6 protein-coding genes are annotated in these 17,703 nt (G+C 61.5%); 5 read left to right on the top strand and 1 reads right to left on the bottom strand.

Annotated elements, in window-relative coordinates:
• The first annotated feature begins 19 nt into the window (after nucleotides 1-19).
• From IB245_RS13695 to IB245_RS13680, 4 genes are all read left to right on the top strand, one after another.
• Nucleotides 20-646 carry a TetR/AcrR family transcriptional regulator gene (locus IB245_RS13695; RefSeq protein ID WP_008030281.1) on the top strand — a complete coding sequence of 209 codons (627 nt, stop codon included), beginning with the start codon at nucleotides 20-22 and terminating at the stop codon, nucleotides 644-646.
• A 93-nt stretch (nucleotides 647-739) separates the two neighbouring features.
• On the top strand, nucleotides 740-1,534 hold the full coding sequence (locus tag IB245_RS13690; RefSeq protein WP_192227849.1) for a substrate-binding periplasmic protein: 795 nt from the start codon (nucleotides 740-742) through the stop codon (nucleotides 1,532-1,534).
• A gap of 176 nt (nucleotides 1,535-1,710) precedes the next feature.
• Nucleotides 1,711-2,559, top strand: a complete 849-nt coding sequence (locus IB245_RS13685) for a sugar-binding protein (RefSeq protein ID WP_192227848.1) — start codon at nucleotides 1,711-1,713, stop codon at nucleotides 2,557-2,559.
• 79 nt (nucleotides 2,560-2,638) lie between these two features.
• Nucleotides 2,639-3,643: a GNAT family N-acetyltransferase gene (locus IB245_RS13680; protein WP_192227847.1), complete on the top strand. Its 1,005-nt coding sequence runs from the start codon at nucleotides 2,639-2,641 to the stop codon at nucleotides 3,641-3,643.
• A 125-nt stretch (nucleotides 3,644-3,768) separates the two neighbouring features.
• Here IB245_RS13680 and IB245_RS13675 read toward each other — a convergent pair whose 3' ends face one another.
• Nucleotides 3,769-4,317 (bottom strand): RNA polymerase factor sigma-70, encoded by a 549-nt coding sequence (locus IB245_RS13675; RefSeq protein WP_008030278.1) that lies wholly within the window; start codon nucleotides 4,315-4,317, stop codon nucleotides 3,769-3,771.
• 372 nt (nucleotides 4,318-4,689) lie between these two features.
• Between IB245_RS13675 and IB245_RS13670 the strand changes: the two genes are divergently transcribed.
• Complete coding sequence (locus tag IB245_RS13670; protein ID WP_192227846.1) at nucleotides 4,690-17,688, top strand: non-ribosomal peptide synthetase; 12,999 nt, start codon at nucleotides 4,690-4,692, stop codon at nucleotides 17,686-17,688.
• Nucleotides 17,689-17,703 lie beyond the last annotated feature (15 nt).

The following is a 17,703-nucleotide window of genomic DNA, read 5'->3' as shown; positions in this document are numbered from 1 at the left end:
CGACTGTAGGAGAGAACGGGTGGACGAGCAAAAAGCCCTGAGGGTAATGCGCGAATTGGTCGACAACGGCCAGTTGACCGACCCTGACAGCGCCCGTGGCAAACTGCTGCAAGTGGCGGCTCACCTGTTCCGCAACAAAGGCTACGAGCGCACCACGGTGCGTGATCTGGCCGGCGCGGTGGGCATTCAGTCGGGCAGCATTTTTCATCACTTCAAAAGCAAGGACGAGATCCTGCGGGCAGTGATGGAGGAAACCATTCGCTACAACACCGCGTTGATGCGTGCGGCGATCGCCGAAGCCGAAAACGTGCGCGAACGGGTACTGGCGCTGATTCGCTGTGAGTTGCAGTCGATCATGGGCGGCAGCGGCGAGGCCATGGCTGTGTTGGTGTACGAATGGCGTTCGCTGTCCGAAGACGGGCAAGCGAAGGTGTTGGCGTTGCGCGACATCTATGAAGACCTCTGGCTGCAGGTGCTGGGGGAGGCCAAGGACGCGGGATTCATTCGCGGGGATGTGTTCATCACCCGGCGTTTTCTGACCGGTGCGCTGTCCTGGACCACGACCTGGTATCGCCCGGATGGCAGCGTGAACCTCGATCAATTGGCCGATGAGGCGTTGATTCTGGTACTCGAAGAAAAACAATAGTGTTGCCCGGAACCGCAGGAAACTGGCTAAGTGGCCGAAACCGCCTAGCTTGAATGAATTGATGCGTACTTTTTTGGGGAGTGGGTTGTTTTGATGTCTTCGCCAATTCGGACGGCCTCGCGGCTTTTTCTGGCGGCGCTTGCAGCGCTTTGGGTATTACCGTCTCCGGCGGCGCAACTGGTGCGGGTCGGTGCCGCGCATTTTCCGCCCTACACCGTACGCCCGGAATCCGGTGCCGACACTGGCCTGCTGCCGCAGTTGGTCGAGGCGCTTAATGCCCTGCAAACCGACTACCAGTTTGTGCTCGTGCCGACATCCATTCCGCGTCGCTTCGGTGACTTCAAGCAGAGCCGGGTGGACATGGCCATTTTCGAGAACCCGAACTGGGGCTGGAAGGACATTCCCCACACCAGCGTAGACATGGGTCTGGAAGATGCCGAGATTTTTGTCGCGCAACGGATTCCCAATCGTCAGCAGAACTATTTCGCCGATCTTGCCGGCAAGCGTCTGGCGCTGTTCAGTGGCTATCACTACGAATTCGCCAACTTCAATGCCGACCCCAAGGTCCTCGCGCAAAACTACAACGCCACGCTGACCTATTCCCATGACAGCAACCTGCTGATGGTGCTGCGCGGGCGCGCCGACATTGCCCTGGTGACACGCTCCTACCTGAGCGATTACCTGCTGCGTAACGATAAAGTCGCTGATCAGCTGCTGGTGTCCGAACGCATCGATCAGGTCTATCACCATTACGCCATTCTCCGTCCGACAGCGCCCATCAGCGGCGTTGCCTTCGGCAAGTTGCTGCAAGGGTTGCGGGACAACGGCCAGATGCTGAAGATCTTCGACCCGTACAAGATCGCCGTGGTGCCGGTTCCCCAGGATTGACGATAAGGCTTCAACCCCCTTGAAAGCAGCAGGCGCCCATTCGTCGTAGATTCCTTTTTTCGAGGATCACACTGTCAAATGTGACAGTAGTCGATCTCATTGCCTTGCGGTTAGATGACTTTCCGGTGCTGAACCCTTTAATGGGGGGAAAGCCTCATTACGAAAAGGCATCCGCCATGTCAAATAACGAATCGAATACTCTTCCGCGTCTTCCAACTCCATTTGTGGTGCAGGCTGTCGGCAAGTGTCTGACTGTACCGACGTCCGATGAAGAATCCAGATGCACTGTTTCTGTTGCGCCTTGGTGGTCTATTGAGGTCGGCCAACCGACTACTTTGCATGTCTGCGGGTACAATCGGGATGGCTCGACAATGATGCAGCTCATCGTTGATAAGGAGCCTGTAACCGAAGACGAATATGTGAAAGGTTGGTCTCGAGACATTAGTTGGGAGCATTTTCAAGGCCTGCTTGACCGCAGTCACCTTACGTTTGTTTTTCAGGCGCAGCTGGAGGACGGCGAATGTAGTTGCCCGGATTTGTTTCCGCCGCTGAGTCTTGAGGTTCTGTTGCGCTACGAAGATGTAACAACGTTCAGTGCGACGGACGGGACAGATAACTGGAACGGTTGGATGAGGGGAGAGGCTGCGGCTGACCTTCGTGATCTCATTGTCGGGCCGGATGGTGATGGGGTTGGGGTTCGCTATGGGTTATTCAACCATACGTCCACCAACCGATCTGCAGGCGTTTTGCTAAGCAAGAGCTTCCATGTTTTAGAGAAGGGGCAGATGTATACCTTCGGGGTTGACGTGCGCCGTTGGATACACAAGTACGCAATTCCAGTGCTTTCACTTGAATCCAATACCGGTGTCATTGTCCCACCCACTGAGGTTACATCAGCGGTAAACCGCCTGGAGGGTTCGTTTACGGCGGACTCGCCGCAAATGGTCCTCAAGATCGTCAGTCATACCGAAAGAGGTGTAGGGAATGATTACATCATCAGCAAAATCTGGCTGAAGTCACTCTGAGATTTGCGGTGGACGTCGCTAAATTTCCAAGCCTGGCTCACGTTCCTAAGTGAACTGTCGATGATCGTGAGCCCGCCCCATGCCCAATCTGAATGACCTGACTGCCCTGGCTTTGCCGACAGGCAACCGCCTTGTCGCGGATGAAACCGAAAACCGCCTGAGCCTGAGCCTGGACGCGCAACCGCTGATTACCTTGCGGCTGACGCGTGAGCCCGAGTTGCACGTGCATGTCGAGGCTCGCGTCGACACTCAGGCCGTGTGGGCCGCCGGTTATTGGCTGTTTGCCCGTGACCCGGCTTGCCAGCGCCTGACCTGGCACCTCGATGAAGCTCCCGCCGAAGCCTTGCTCAGCGGTTTGCTGGTGGCGACCGAACTCGCCGGCCAGTATCGCTGCGAGCGCACACTGTTCTGGCAGTTGCCGCAGCCTTGGCTGGGGACGTCGCTGACCCGCAGCTACCCGCAGCAAATGGTGATCAGCGCTGGCAAGCGTCATCCATTGCGCCCAGTGAAACCGCGCGGTGAAGTTTATCGACGTTTCGATGCGCGGCTGGGGGCGTGGATTTCCCTGCGTACGCTGGACATCGACCTGGACCTGGCGCGCTTCAATCGCTGGCAGAACAGTGCGCGGGTGGCGAGTTTCTGGCAGGAGGAGGGCAGCCTTGAACAGCATCGCGAATACCTGGGCAAACTCGACGCCGACCTCCACACCGTGACGTTGATCGGCTGTTTCGATGATCAGCCGTTTGCTTATTTCGAAGCCTACTGGGCCAAGGAAGACCGCATTGCGCCGTTCTACGATGTCGATGATTACGACCGTGGCATTCACATGCTGGTCGGCGAAGAAAACCATCGCGGTCCGCACAAGGTGGCGAGCTGGTTATCGGCGTTGACGCATTATCTGTTTCTCGATGATCCGCGTACCCAGCGGGTGGTTGCAGAGCCGCGAGCCGACAACGCGAAGATGATCGGGTATATGCAGGGGCAGCGGTTTCATTGCGAGAAGGAGTTCGACTTCCCGCACAAGCGTGCGGCGTTGATGGTGTTGGGGCGGGAGCGGTTTTTTGAGCGGTGTGGGTTGGCTTGATGGGTAGGGTTCAAGATTCGTAGCGGTCTTGAGTCCGCCTTCGCGGGCAAGCCTCGCTCCTACAGGTCCGTGTCGCTCGCCAAAACGACACTCACCTGTAGGAGCGAGGCTTGCCCGCGAAGCTTTTAACGGCGGGAGAAAGTATCTGCGCGACTGCCCGACACCTTGCGGCAATGCACCAGCGCGTCGCGAATCATGAAGTTCACCAGGGTCGGCGAAACACCCAGTTCCTTTGCGATGTCCTTTTGCGGCACGCCGTGCAGGCGGTACATCTCGAAGGCGTAACGGGTGCGGCTCGGCAGCTCCGTCAGCGCGTCGGCGATGTTTTCCAGGGTCGAAAAATTGATGTGCGAGGTTTCCGGCGAAGCGCCTTGAATCACCACGTTCAGCCCTTCTTCTTCAGGCCCCGAATACTTCTGCTCCAACGCCTGTTTGCGGTAGTGGTCGATCGCCAGGTTACGCACGATCTGGAACAGGTAACTGAGCTGAGCCTTGATCGAGGAGGTGATCTGCGGCGCCGATTGCAGGCGGAAGAACGCATCCTGAACCACATCTTCGGCACGGGATCGGCAGCCGGTAATACGGGCGGCAATCTTGACCAGAATCAGTCGATTGTCCACGAATGCCTGAAGTAGCGGTGAATCGCACCTGCTTGTGGATACTTGTTCCGTCATGGAAATCACCTTGCTGCAAATGGGGTCGTGGGACGACGGGTATATCGGAGCCGTCCTACACATCGAGCGACAAATTATTCTGAATGATAATGATTGTCAATTGAGAAAGAGAACTAATCCTTCTCTAAGGTTCGCAGTGAGAACTGCGACACGCTGCCGCACTCAGCCCCCGTTGGCGATCAAGCCTGCCGACTAATTATTTCAAGACGTCATCCGTTCTCATTGGTGAATGGCTCCGGGCGCAAGCCCCGGCCAAAACAGCATTCCCAATGCCTCGCGTGGTCGGCGAAGACCGCGTCCTGCATGCCCCTGATTGGGCGTGAAAGCAGAAAACCGATTCCACTTGCAAGCCGAATTCAGGCAGGAAACCTCATGACCGACGCGTTCAAAATACCTGGCACACTGGTCCAAGCCCTTCAGCGCCGCGCGGCCCTGACGCCGGATCGGGTGGCCTTGCGTTTTCTCGCCGAAACCCCGGATCAGACGGTGGTGCTCAGTTATCGCGAACTGGATCAGCGGGCGCGCACCATTGCCGGCGCGTTGCAGGCCGAAACTGACTTTGGTGATCGCGCGGTGCTGCTGTTTCCCAGCGGTCCGGACTACGTCGCGGCGTTTTTTGGTTGCCTGTATGCGGGTGTGATCGCGGTGCCGGCTTATCCGCCGGAGTCGGCCAAGCGTCATCATCAGGAGCGCCTGTTGTCGATCATCAGCGCCGCCGAACCGCGCCTGCTGCTGACCAGTGCCGGCCTGCGTGATGCGTTGCTGCAAATCGAAGGCGCGCCGCCGCTGCTGTGCGTCGACACCCTCGACGGTGCACTGGCCGCGAAGTGGACTGAACCGAATCTCGAAGGCGACCACATTGCCTTCCTGCAATACACCTCGGGCTCCACCGCGCTGCCGAAAGGCGTGCAAGTCAGCCATGGCAACCTGGTCGCCAATGAGTTGCTGATTCGTCACGGTTTCGGCATCGACCTGAACCCTGACGACGTGATCGTCAGCTGGCTGCCGCTGTACCACGACATGGGTTTGATTGGCGGTCTGTTGCAGCCGATTTTCAGCGGCGTGCCGTGCGTGTTGATGTCGCCGGCGTACTTCCTCGGTCGGCCGCTGCGCTGGCTCGAAGCGATCAGCGAGTACGGCGGCACCATCAGCGGTGGGCCGGATTTTGCCTACCGTCTGTGCAGCGAACGTGTCAGTGAATCGGCGCTGGAACGCCTCGACCTCAGCGGCTGGCGCGTGGCGTATTCCGGTTCCGAACCGATTCGCCTCGACACCCTCGACCGTTTCGCCGAGAAGTTCGCGACTTGCGGTTTCACCCCGGACAGTTTCATGGCGTCTTACGGCTTGGCCGAGGCCACGCTGTTCGTCGCCGGCACACCCCGTGGTCAAGGCATCGGCAACCTGCGCGTGGATGATCAGGCGTTGGCGCAAAACCGTGCCGAAGCGGGTGAAGGCAGCGCGATCATGAGTTGCGGCAGCAGCCAGCCGGATCACGCGGTGCTGATTATCGACCCATTGGCGCTGACCGAACTGGCCGACAACGCAGTCGGCGAAGTCTGGGCCACCGGGCCGAGCATCGCCCATGGCTACTGGCGCAACCCCGAGGCCAGCGCCAAGACCTTCGTTCAACACGACGGCAAAACCTGGCTGCGCACCGGCGACCTGGGTTTCATGCGCAACGGCGAGCTGTTCATCACCGGTCGCCTGAAAGACATGCTGATCGTTCGCGGTCACAACCTGTACCCGCAGGACATCGAGCAGACCATCGAGCGTGAAGTGGAAGTGGTGCGCAAAGGTCGCGTCGCCGCGTTCGCCGTGAATATCGACGGTCAGGAAGGCATCGGCATCGCCGCGGAAATCAGCCGCAGCGTGCAGAAAATCCTGCCGCCCGAGGCTCTGATCAAAGCCATCCGCCAGGCGGTGGCCGAGGCGTATCAGGAAGCACCGAGCGTGGTGGTGTTGCTCAATCCGGGCGCATTGCCGAAAACCTCCAGCGGCAAACTGCAACGTTCGGCGTGCCGCAATCGCCTGGCGGATGGCAGCCTCGACAGCTACGCGGTGTTCCCGTCGGCGGCCCCTGACAACCAGACAAAAACCGAGTCGGATTCCGAGCTGCAAAGCCTGATCGGCCAGATCTGGGCCGAGCAGTTGCAGGTGAAACAGATCAGCGCCGATGACCACTTCTTCCTGCTCGGCGGCAACTCCATTGCCGCCACTCAGGTAGTTGCGCGTTTGCGTGAAGAGCTGGGTCTGGAGCTGAACCTGCGCCTGTTGTTCGAAGCGCCGACCCTCGGTGCATTTACCGCTGTGGTCGCACAGCAACAACAGGACGGCGGCCTGGCCCAAGGCGCGATCAGCACACTCTCGCGCAGCGAAGCGATGCCGCAATCCCTTGCGCAAAACCGTTTGTGGATTACCTGGCAGCTCGACCCGCAAAGCAGCGCCTACAACATTCCCGGCGCCTTGCGTTTGCGTGGCGAGCTGGATGAAGACGCCCTGCGCGCCAGCTTCCAGCAACTGATCGAGCGCCACGAATCCCTGCGCACGCGCTTCTTCGAGCGTGACGGCGTGGCGCTGCAACAGGTCATTGCCGCTGGCGAATTCAACCTGCAACGGATCGACATCAGCGATTTGCCCGTCGCCGAGCGTGAAGCTCGCGCGCAGCAAATCCGCGAGGATGAAGCGCGCACTCAGTTCGATCTGGAGAAAGGTCCGCTGCTGTGGGTGACGCTGGTGCGCCTCGATGACGAGGATCACCAGTTGCTGGTGACGCTGCACCACATCATCGCCGATGGTTGGTCGCTGAACGTGCTGATCGACGAGTTTTCGCGCCTGTATGCCGCTGCGTCCCAAGGGCAAACGGCATCGCTCGCGCCATTGCCGACCCAGTACGCCGACTACGGCAGCTGGCAGCGTCAATGGCTGGCGCAAGGCGAGGGCGAGCGGCAACTGGCCTACTGGAAAACGCAGTTGGGCGAGGAACATCCGACCCTGAGCCTGGCCACCGATCACCCGCGTTCGGCGCAACACCGTCACAGCGCCGCGCGCCACACCGTGCGTTTGGCTGCGCCCCTCAGCGAAGCGATTCGCCAGATTGCCCAGGCCCATGACGCCACCTCATTCATGCTGTTGCTCGCGGCGTTCCAGAGCCTGTTGCACCGTTACAGCGGCCAAACCGACATTCGCATCGGCGTGCCGAACGCCAACCGTCCGCGCCTGGAAACCCAGGGCCTGATCGGCTTCTTCATCAACACTCAGGTGCTGCGTGCCGAGGTGGATTCGCGGTTGCCGTTTGTTGAACTGTTGGCGCAAACCCGCCAGGCGGCCTTGGGCGCCCAGGCGCATCAGGACCTGCCGTTCGAGCAACTGCTGGAAGCGTTCCCGCAGGCTCGCGAACAAGGCTTGTTCCAGGTCATGTTCAACCATCAGCAACGGGACCTGAGCGCACTGCGTCGCTTGCCCGGGTTGCTCGCCGAAGAACTGCCGTGGCACAGCCGCGAAGCCAAGTTCGATTTGCAATTGCACAGCGAGGAAGACCGTAACGGTCGCCTGAGTCTGTCGTTCGACTATGCCAGCGAGCTGTTTGACGCCACTACCATCGAGCGTCTGGCCGAGCATTTCAGCAACCTGCTGCGGGCCATTTGCGAGCAGCCGGCCACCACCGTCGGCGACCTGCAACTGTTGACCGCAAGCGAGCACGATCAGCAAGCCTCGTGGAGCGTCGCACCGTGCACACCGGCCAGCCAATGGCTGCCGGAACTGCTGAACGAACAGGCACGCCTGACCCCGGAGCGCAACGCGCTGATGTGGGACGGCGGCAGCCTGGGCTTCGCCGAACTGCACGCCCAGGCCAACCGCCTTGCGCATTACCTGCGCGACAAAGGCGTCGGCCCGGACGTTTGCGTGGCCATCGCCGCCGAGCGTTCGCCGCAACTGTTGATCGGCCTGTTGGCGATCATCAAGGCCGGTGGTGCCTACGTGCCGCTGGACCCGGATTACCCGGCCGAGCGCCTGGCGTACATGCTCGGCGACAGCGGCGTCGAATTGCTGCTGACCCAAACCGAATTGCTCGACCGGCTGCCGGCCACCGATGGCGTCAGCGTGATTGCCATGGATGCACTGCACCTGGAGAACTGGCCGAGCCAAGCGCCGGGCCTGCATCTGCACGGCGACAACCTCGCTTACGTGATTTACACCTCTGGCTCCACCGGCCAGCCGAAGGGCGTCGGCAACACCCACGCGGCGCTCGCCGAGCGTCTGCAATGGATGCAGAACACTTATCGCCTGAACGACACCGACGTGCTGATGCAAAAGGCGCCGATCAGTTTTGACGTGTCGGTGTGGGAATGCTTCTGGCCGCTGATCACCGGGGCGCGTTTGCTGATTGCCGGGCCCGGTGAGCACCGCGATCCGCACCGCATTGCCCAACTGGTTCAGCAATACGGGGTGACCACGCTGCACTTTGTGCCGCCGCTGCTTTCGTTGTTCATCGACGAGCCGCTCACCGCCGAATGCACCAGCCTGCGTCGTGTGTTCTCGGGCGGCGAAGCCTTGCCGGTGGAGCTGCGCAACCGCGTGCTGGCGCAGCTGCCGGCCGTGCAACTGCACAACCGTTACGGTCCGACTGAAACCGCGATCAACGTCACTCATTGGCATTGCAGCACGGCCGATGGCGAGCGCTCGCCGATTGGCCGTCCGTTGGGCAACGTGATCTGCCGGGTGCTCGACAGCGAGCTCAACCCTGTGCCGGCCGGTGTGCCTGGTGAGTTGTGCATCAGCGGCATCGGCCTGGCCCGGGGGTATCTGGGGCGTCCGGCTCTGACCGCCGAACGTTTTGTCGTTGACCCGTTGGGCGAGCAGGGCGCACGTCTGTATCGCACCGGCGACCGTGCACGTTGGACCGCCGATGGCGTGATCGAATACCTCGGCCGTCTCGATCAGCAGGTCAAACTGCGCGGCTTCCGCGTCGAACCGGAAGAAATCGAAGCACGTCTGCTGGCGCAGGACGGTGTCGCGCAAGCCGTGGTGTTGGTGCGCGAAACCGCCGCTGGCGGGCAGTTGATCGGTTACTACACGGCCATCGAAACCAGTGAATCCGAAGACACTCAAACCGCTCGCCTGAAAGCCGCGCTGGCGGCCGAGCTGCCGGAGTACATGGTCCCGGCGCAGCTGATGCGCCTTGACGAAATGCCCCTCAGCCCAAGCGGCAAACTCGACCGTCGTGCCTTGCCGGAACCGCAATGGCAGGTGCGCGAACACGTCGAGCCGGTCACTGAACTTGAGCAGCAGATCGCCGCGATCTGGCGTGAAGTGCTGGGCTTGAAGCAGATCGGTCTGCGCGATGATTTCTTCGCCCTCGGCGGCCATTCGCTGCTGGCCACGCAAATCATCTCCCGCACCCGTCAGGCCTGCGACGTCGAATTGCCGCTGCGCGCGTTGTTCGAAAACAGTGAGCTGGGGGCATTCTCCCGGCAGGTTCAACAGATTCAGGCCAGCGGCAACACCAACAAACAACCGCCGATTGAAAAGGTCGACCGCAGCCAACCGGTGCCGCTGTCCTATTCCCAGCAGCGTATGTGGTTCCTCTGGCAGATGGAGCCGGACAGCCCGGCCTACAACGTCGGCGGCATGGCGCGGTTGCGCGGGGTGCTGGACATCGGGCGCTTCGAGACGGCGTTGCAAGCGCTGATCAAGCGTCACGAAACCTTGCGCACCACGTTCCCGAGCATCGACGGCGTGGCGCAACAGCGCGTGCACCCGGAAACCGGGATGCGCATGGACTGGAAGGATTTTTCCGCGCTGGACGCCGACTTGCGCGAACAGCGGGTGCAGGCACTGGCCGACAGCGAAGCGCATCAACCCTTCGATCTGGAAACCGGACCGCTGCTGCGCGCCTGCCTGGTCAAGGCCGCCGAGCAGGAACATTACCTGGTGCTGACCCTGCACCACATCGTCACCGAAGGCTGGGCGATGGACATTTTCGCCCGGGAACTCAGTGCGCTTTACGAAGCGTTCGTCGATGACCGCGAATCGCCACTGGCGCCGCTGCCGGTGCAATACCTGGATTACAGCGTCTGGCAGCGTCAGTGGCTGGAATCCGGCGAACGCCAGCGTCAGCTCGATTATTGGACCGCGCAACTGGGGCGCGAACATCCGCTGCTGGAATTGCCCGCCGACCGCCCGCGTCCTGCGGTGCAAAGCCATCAGGGCGAGCTGTTCCGTTTCGACCTGAGCGATGATCTCGCGGCACGGGTCCGCGCCTTCAACGCGCAAAACGGCCTGACCCTGTTCATGACCATGACCGCCGCGCTGGCCGTGCTGCTTTACCGCTACAGCGGCCAGACCGACCTGCGCATCGGCGCGCCGGTGGCCAACCGCATTCGCCCGGAAAGCGAAGGGCTGATCGGTGCGTTCCTCAACACCCAAGTGCTGCGTTGCCAGCTCGACGGGCAGATGTCCGTTGGCGAACTGTTCGAGCAGGTGCGCCACACCGTGATCGAAGGCCAGTCCCATCAGGACCTGCCGTTCGATCATTTGGTTGAAGCGTTGCAGCCTCCGCGCAGCGCTGCGTACAACCCGCTGTTCCAGGTGATGTGCAACGTGCAGCGCTGGGAATTCCAGCAGAGCCGCACGCTGGCCGGCATGACGGTCGAGTACCTGGCGAACGATGCGCGAGCGACCAAATTCGACCTCAACCTGGAAGTGACCGACCTCGATCATCGGTTGGGTTGCTGCCTGACTTACAGCACCGACCTGTTCGATGAACCGCGCATTTCGCGCATGGCCGGGCACTGGCGCAATCTGCTGGAAGCGTTGCTGGCCGATCCGCAACAGCGCCTCAGTGAACTGCCGTTGCTCGAAACTACGGAACAGCAAAAACTGCTCGACAGCCTGGGCATCGAACCGGGTGAACATCGACTGGATCAGTGCATTCATCACCTGTTCAGCGAACAGGCGCTGGTGCGCAAGGATGCGCCGGCGCTGACGTTCGCCGGGCAAACCCTGAGCTACGCCGAACTCGACAGCCGCGCCAATCGCCTGGCCTGGATGCTGCGCGAACGGGGTGTCGGGCCGCAGGTTCGCGTCGGTCTGGCACTTGAGCGGTCGCTGGAAATGGTCATCGGCCTGCTGGCGATCCTCAAGGCGGGTGGCGCTTATGTGCCGCTCGATCCGGAATACCCGCTCGATCGCCTGCATTACATGATCGAAGACAGCGGCATCGGTTTGCTGCTCAGCGATGCGGCGATGTTCCAAGCCCTGGGTGATCTGCCGACAACCGTAAGTCGCTGGTGCCTCGAAGATGACGCTGCCGAATTGGCCAACTACCCGGCCACCGAGCTGCCTTTCATCAGCCTGCCGCAGCATCAGGCGTACCTGATTTACACCTCCGGTTCCACCGGCAAGCCGAAAGGCGTGGTGGTGTCCCACGGTGAAATTGCCATGCACTGCCAAGCGGTAATCGAACGCTTTGGCATGCGTGCGGACGACTGCGAACTGCACTTCTATTCGATCAACTTCGACGCCGCGACCGAGCGTCTACTGGTGCCGTTGTTGAGCGGTGCGCAAGTGGTCTTGCGTGCTCAAGGGCAGTGGGACGCAGAAGAAATCTGCGGATTGATCCGTCGCCACAACATCAACATCCTCGGCTTCACCCCAAGCTATGGCAGCCAACTGGCGCAGTGGCTGGCGACTCAGGGCGAAACCTTGCCGGTGCGCATGTGCATCACCGGCGGCGAAGCCCTGACCGGCGAGCACTTGCAGCGCATTCGCGCAGCGTTCAAACCGAGCCTGTTCTTCAACGCCTACGGCCCGACCGAAACGGTGGTCATGCCGTTGGCCAGTCTTGCACCGCAGCAGCTTGAAGAAGGGTTGGGCAGTGTGCCGATCGGCAGCGTGATCGGTGCTCGCGTGGCCTACATTCTCGATGCCGATCTGGCACTGGTGCCGCAAGGCGCGACTGGTGAGTTGTACGTTGGCGGTGCCGGTCTGGCCCAGGGTTATCACGACCGTCCGGGCATCACGGCGGAACGCTTCGTGGCCAACCCGTTCGTGGCCGATGGCTGGCGGATTTATCGCACCGGCGACCTGGTGCGGCAGCGCGCCGACGGTCTGGTGGAATACCTCGGCCGCATCGACCATCAAGTGAAAATTCGCGGTTTTCGCATCGAACTGGGCGAGATCGAAACCCGCCTGCTGGACCATGATTCGATCCGTGAAGCGGTGGTGCTGGCGCTGGACGCCCCGAGCGGTAAACAACTGGTCGGCTATCTGGTCACCGAAGTGGCTGAGCAGGACGAAGCGCAACAAGCCGAGCTGCGCGAAGCCCTCAAGGCTCACCTGAAATCGCAACTGCCGGAATACATGGTGCCGACGCACCTGATCCTGCTGGCGAGCATGCCGCTGACTGCCAACGGCAAACTCGACCGTCGTGCATTGCCGGCGCCGGACCCGGAACTGAATCGTCAGGACTATGTGGCGCCAAGCAACGAGCTGGAACTGACGTTGGCGCAGATCTGGTGCGAAGTGCTGAACGTCGCGCAGGTCGGCCTCAACGACAACTTCTTCGAACTGGGTGGCGACTCGATTCTGTCGATCCAGGTGGTCAGCCGCGCGCGGCAGCAGGACATTCACTTCAGCCCGCGTGACCTGTTCCAGCACCAGACTGTTCAAACACTCGCCGCCGTGGCCAGCCGCACCGAGCAGGTTACAGCCGAGCAGGGTTTGCTCACCGGCGAATCGCGTCTGACCCCGATCCAGCACTGGTTCTTCGACACCGACATGCCCGAGCGTCAGCACTGGAACCAGGCGTTGTTGCTGGAGCCGACCGTTGCGCTGGAACCTCATCGCCTGGAGCAAGCGCTGCTGGCGGTGATCGAGCAGCACGACGCCTTGCGCCTGCGCTTCACCGAGGCGAGCGGCGCATGGACGGCGGCGCACCAGAAGGTGGGAGACGCTCCCGTGTTGTGGCAAGTGCAGGTGTCGGCGATGGATAAATGCGCGGCTTTGTTTGCCGATGCCCAGCGCAGCCTCGACCTCGAACAGGGGCCGTTGATGCGGGTGCTGCTGGTCGATGGTCCCGAGGGCCAGCAACGGCTGTTCTTCGCGATCCATCACTTGGTGGTGGACGGCGTTTCCTGGCGTGTATTGCTGGACGATCTGCAAACGGTGTATCGCCAACTGGCGGCTGGGCAGTCGGTGAAACTGCCGGCGAAAACCAGCGCCTTCAAGGACTGGGCGGCCCGCTTGCAGGCATATGCCGGCAGCGAATCCCTGCGTGAAGAGCTGAGCTGGTGGCAGTCGCACCTGGCCGGACCGAGCGTCGGATTGCCGTGTGATCGCCCTGAGGGCGGCCGGCAGAATCGTCATGCGCAAACCGTCAGCGTACGCCTCGACAGCGAGTTCACTCGCCAGTTGCTGCAACAGGCACCGAGCGCCTATCGCACCCAGGTCAACGACCTGTTGCTGACGGCATTGGCCCGCGTACTGTGCCGCTGGAGCGGGAATGAATCGGCGCTGATCCAACTTGAAGGCCACGGTCGCGAGGCGCTGTTCGACGAGATCGACCTGACCCGCACCGTTGGCTGGTTCACCAGCGCCTACCCGCTGCGCCTGACCCCGCAGAACATCGAAGGAGCCGCCGGCCAGGGCGCCTCGATCAAGGCGATCAAGGAACAACTGCGCGGCGTGCCGCACAAGGGTCTGGGCTATGGCGTGTTGCGTTATCTTGCCGACGAGCTGTGCCGCGAAGCCATGACCGCGTTGCCGGTGGCGCCGATCACCTTCAACTACCTCGGCCAGTTCGACCAGAGCTTTGGCGCGGACGCGTTGTTCCGTCCACTGGATGAGCCGGTCGGTGCCGCCCACGATCCGAAAGCGCCGCTGCCCAACGAGCTGAGCATTGACAGTCAGGTCTACGGCGGCGAATTGGTGCTGCGCTGGACCTTCAGCGCCGAGCGCCACGATCCGCAAACCATCAGTGAACTGGCGGACGCCTACCTCGGCGAATTGCAGAGCCTGATCGTGCATTGCCTGCGTGATGAGGCGGGCGGCCTGACGCCGTCGGACTTCCCGCTGGCGAAGCTGACCCAGCCGCAACTCGACGCACTGCCGATTCCGGCCGCCGCCATCGAAGACGTCTACCCGCTGACCCCGATGCAGGAAGGCATGCTGCTGCACACCTTGCTCGAACCGGGCACCGGCCTCTATTACATGCAGGACCGCTACCGCATCAACAGCGCGCTCGATCCGCAACGTTTTGCCGAGGCCTGGCAAGCGGTGATCGCCCGTCACGAAGCCTTGCGTGCATCGTTCTGCTGGAACGTTGGCGAAGACATGCTGCAGGTTATCCACAAGCCGGGCAGCACGCCGATCGAGTCCCTCGACTGGACGGCAATCGCCGAGGCGGAGCAAGAACCGAAGTTGCAGGCGTTGCTGAAAAGCGAGCGTGAAGCCGGGTTCGATCTGCTTAATCAGGCACCGTTCCACCTGCGTTTGATCAAGGTTGGCGAAGCGCGCTACTGGTTCATGATGAGCAACCACCACATCCTCATCGATGCCTGGTGCCGCTCGTTGCTGATGAACGATTTCTTCGAAATCTACACCGCGTTGGGTGAAGGTCGCGAAGCCCAACTGGCTGTGCCGCCGCGCTACCGCGACTACATCGGCTGGCTGCAACGCCAGAGCCTGGCCGAGGCGCGGCAGTGGTGGAAAACCAACCTGCAAGGCTTCGAACGGACCACGCCGATCCCGAGCGACCGGCCGTTCCTGCGTGAACATGCCGGCGACAGCGGCGGCATGATCGTCGGCGACCGCTACACCCGACTCGATGCCCGCGACGGTGCGCAACTGCGTGAACTGGCGCAGGCCCATCAGTTGACCATCAACACCTTTGCCCAAGCGGCGTGGGCCCTGGTGCTGCGGCGCTTGAGCGGTGATCGTGACGTGCTGTTCGGCGTCACGGTGGCCGGGCGCCCGGTGGAAATGCCGGAGATGCAACGCACCGTCGGGCTGTTCATCAACAGCATCGCGCTGCGGGTGAAGATGCCGGAAGACGACCAGCGTTGCAGTGTTCGCCGGTGGCTGAGCGGCTTGCTCGACAGCAACATGCAACTGCGCGAGTACGAATACCTGCCGCTGGTGAGCATTCAGGAAAACAGCGAATTGCCGAAGGGCCAACCGCTGTTCGACAGCCTGTTCGTGTTTGAAAACGCGCCGGTGGAAGTCTCGGTACTGGACCGTGCGCAGAGCCTCAACGCGACCTCGGATTCGGGCCGCACCCACACCAACTTCCCGCTGACGGCGGTGTGCTATCCGGGTGATGACCTGGGTTTGCACCTGTCTTACGACCAGCGTTATTTCGATGAGTCGACCGTTGAGCGGATGCTCGGTGAGTTCAAGCGCCTGTTGCTGGCACTGGTCGAAGGTTTCCATGGCGACATGGCGGACTTGCCGCTGCTGGGTGCCGAGGAACAGGATTTCCTGATCCACGGCTGCAACCAGAGCGAACACGATTACCCGTTGGAGCAGAGCTACGTTGCGTTGTTTGAAGCGCAGGTTGCGCAGCATCCGCAACGGATCGCCGCCAGTTGCCTCGATCAGCAACACAGCTACGCCGAACTGAACCAGCGCAGCAACCGTCTCGGCCATGCGTTGATCGCGGCCGGTGTCGGGCTGGATCAGCCGGTGGCGTTGCTGGCCGAACGTAACCTCGATCTGCTCGGAATGATCATCGGCAGCTTCAAGGCCGGTGCGGGTTATCTGCCGCTGGATCCGGGGCTGCCAAGTCAGCGCCTGAGCCGGATCATCGACCTGAGCCGCACGCCGTTGCTGGTCTGCACCCAGGCCTGTCGCGAACAGGCGGTGGCGTTGCTGGAGGAATTCGGTTGCGCCAATCGGCCACGGTTGCTGGTGTGGGAAGAGGTGCAGGCGAGCCAAGTTTCGGTGGCGAATCCGGGCATCTACAGCGGCCCGGACAACCTTGCCTACGTGATCTACACCTCGGGTTCGACTGGCTTGCCCAAAGGTGTGATGGTCGAGCAGCGCGGTATGCTCAACAACCAATTGAGCAAGCTGCCGTACCTGAACCTCAGCGCTGCCGATGTGATCGCGCAGACCGCTTCGCAAAGCTTCGACATTTCGGTCTGGCAGTTCCTTGCCGCACCGTTGTTCGGTGCACGGGTGGACATCGTGCCGAACACCATCGCCCACGATCCGCAAGGCTTGCTGGCGCATGTATCGGCCCAGGGCATCACCGTGCTGGAAAGCGTGCCGTCGCTGATTCAGGGCATGCTCGCCCAGGAACGCATGAGCCTCGACGGCCTGCGCTGGATGCTGCCGACCGGTGAAGCGATGCCGCCGGAACTCGCCCATCAATGGTTGCTGCGCTACCCGGACATCGGGCTGGTGAATGCTTACGGTCCAGCGGAATGTTCGGACGACGTGGCGTTCTTCCGTGTCGACATGGCGTCGACTCGCGGCAGTTACTTGCCGATTGGCACGCCGACCGACAACAACCGTTTGTACCTGCTCGATGGCGCGCTGGACCTGGTGCCGTTGGGTGCGGTGGGCGAACTGTGCGTGGCCGGCACCGGTGTCGGGCGCGGTTATGTCAGCGATCCGCTGCGTACGGCGCAGGTGTTTGTGCCGAATCCGTTTGGCGCGCCGGGCGATCGTTTGTATCGCACCGGCGACCTTGCCCGTCGTCGCAGTGACGGCGTGCTGGAGTACGTTGGGCGCATCGACCATCAGGTGAAAATTCGCGGCTACCGCATCGAACTGGGTGAAATCGAAGCGCGTCTGCATGAGCAGCCGGAAGTGCGCGAAGCGGCGGTTGGTGTGCAGGAAGGCGTGAACGGCAAGCATCTGGTCGGCTATTTGGTCGCGACTGATTCGTCACTTAATCCGACTGAACGCCTGGAACGTATCAAGCAACGCCTGCGCGCCGAGCTGCCGGAATACATGGTGCCGCTGCACTGGTTGTGGCTGGAGCGGATGCCGCTCAATGCCAACGGCAAACTGGACCGCAAGGCACTGCCGGCGCTGGATTTCGGCCAGTTGCAGAGCCAGGATTATCAGGCGCCGCGCAATGAGCTGGAGCAGACGTTGGCGGGTATCTGGGCCGAGGTGTTGAAGGTCGAAAAGGTCGGTGTGCGCGACAACTTCTTCGAGTTGGGCGGGCACTCGCTGCTGGCGACGCAGATTGCGTCGCGGGTGCAGAAAGCCCTGCAACGGGACGTGCCGCTGCGGGCGATGTTCGAGTGCAGCACGGTGGAGGAGTTGGCTGAGTACATCGACGGGTTGGCGGCGAGTGATATCACCGAGGACAAGGTTGATCGGTTGAATGACTTGATGGCGGAGTTGGAGGGCCTGTAATTCTCTAGCGTCTGT

The organism is Pseudomonas sp. PDM02, from assembly GCF_014852285.1.
In the GTDB taxonomy this organism is placed as follows: Bacteria; Pseudomonadota; Gammaproteobacteria; order Pseudomonadales; family Pseudomonadaceae; genus Aquipseudomonas; species Aquipseudomonas migulae.
The sequence above is the reverse complement of the archived record's forward strand: the minus strand, read 5'-3'. Positions and strand labels throughout refer to the sequence as shown.

What these genes read in the sequence shown, in the direction of transcription:
- IB245_RS13675 (WP_008030278.1), bottom strand. Translation starts at nt 4,317, where the DNA reads ATGACGGAACAAGTATCCACAAGCAGGTGCGATTCACCGCTACTTCAG.
- IB245_RS13690 (WP_192227849.1), top strand. Translation starts at nt 740, where the DNA reads ATGTCTTCGCCAATTCGGACGGCCTCGCGGCTTTTTCTGGCGGCGCTT.
- IB245_RS13685 (WP_192227848.1), top strand. Translation starts at nt 1,711, where the DNA reads ATGTCAAATAACGAATCGAATACTCTTCCGCGTCTTCCAACTCCATTT.
- IB245_RS13670 (WP_192227846.1), top strand. Translation starts at nt 4,690, where the DNA reads ATGACCGACGCGTTCAAAATACCTGGCACACTGGTCCAAGCCCTTCAG.
- IB245_RS13680 (WP_192227847.1), top strand. Translation starts at nt 2,639, where the DNA reads ATGCCCAATCTGAATGACCTGACTGCCCTGGCTTTGCCGACAGGCAAC.